At 36.0% G+C, this 242-nt stretch carries 1 protein-coding gene; it reads left to right on the top strand.

What is annotated here, in order from left to right; genetic code table 11:
- Positions 1-242: glutamate ligase domain-containing protein (locus ACY2RW_RS16300; RefSeq protein WP_490123782.1), on the top strand; the 242-nt coding region annotated here is incomplete at both ends.

Genomic DNA, 242 nt, shown 5'->3' on the forward strand with positions numbered 1-242 from the left:
GGGGGGGGGGTATGGATGTATACAAGATGCTTTAAAAGATGTTTTAGAAAACATTAATGATATTAGAACTGGTAACGAAAAAATAATTACAGTTGTAGGTTGTGGAGGAGATAGAGATAAAACCAAACGACCAAAAATGGCACATATTGCTTCGCAATTAAGTAATCAAGCCATACTTACTTCAGACAACCCAAGAACGTCAAATGCACAAAATATTACCGATGAAATGGAGGTTGGAATAG

The sequence above is a fragment of the Polaribacter sp. 2305UL8-11 genome, assembly GCF_058147165.1.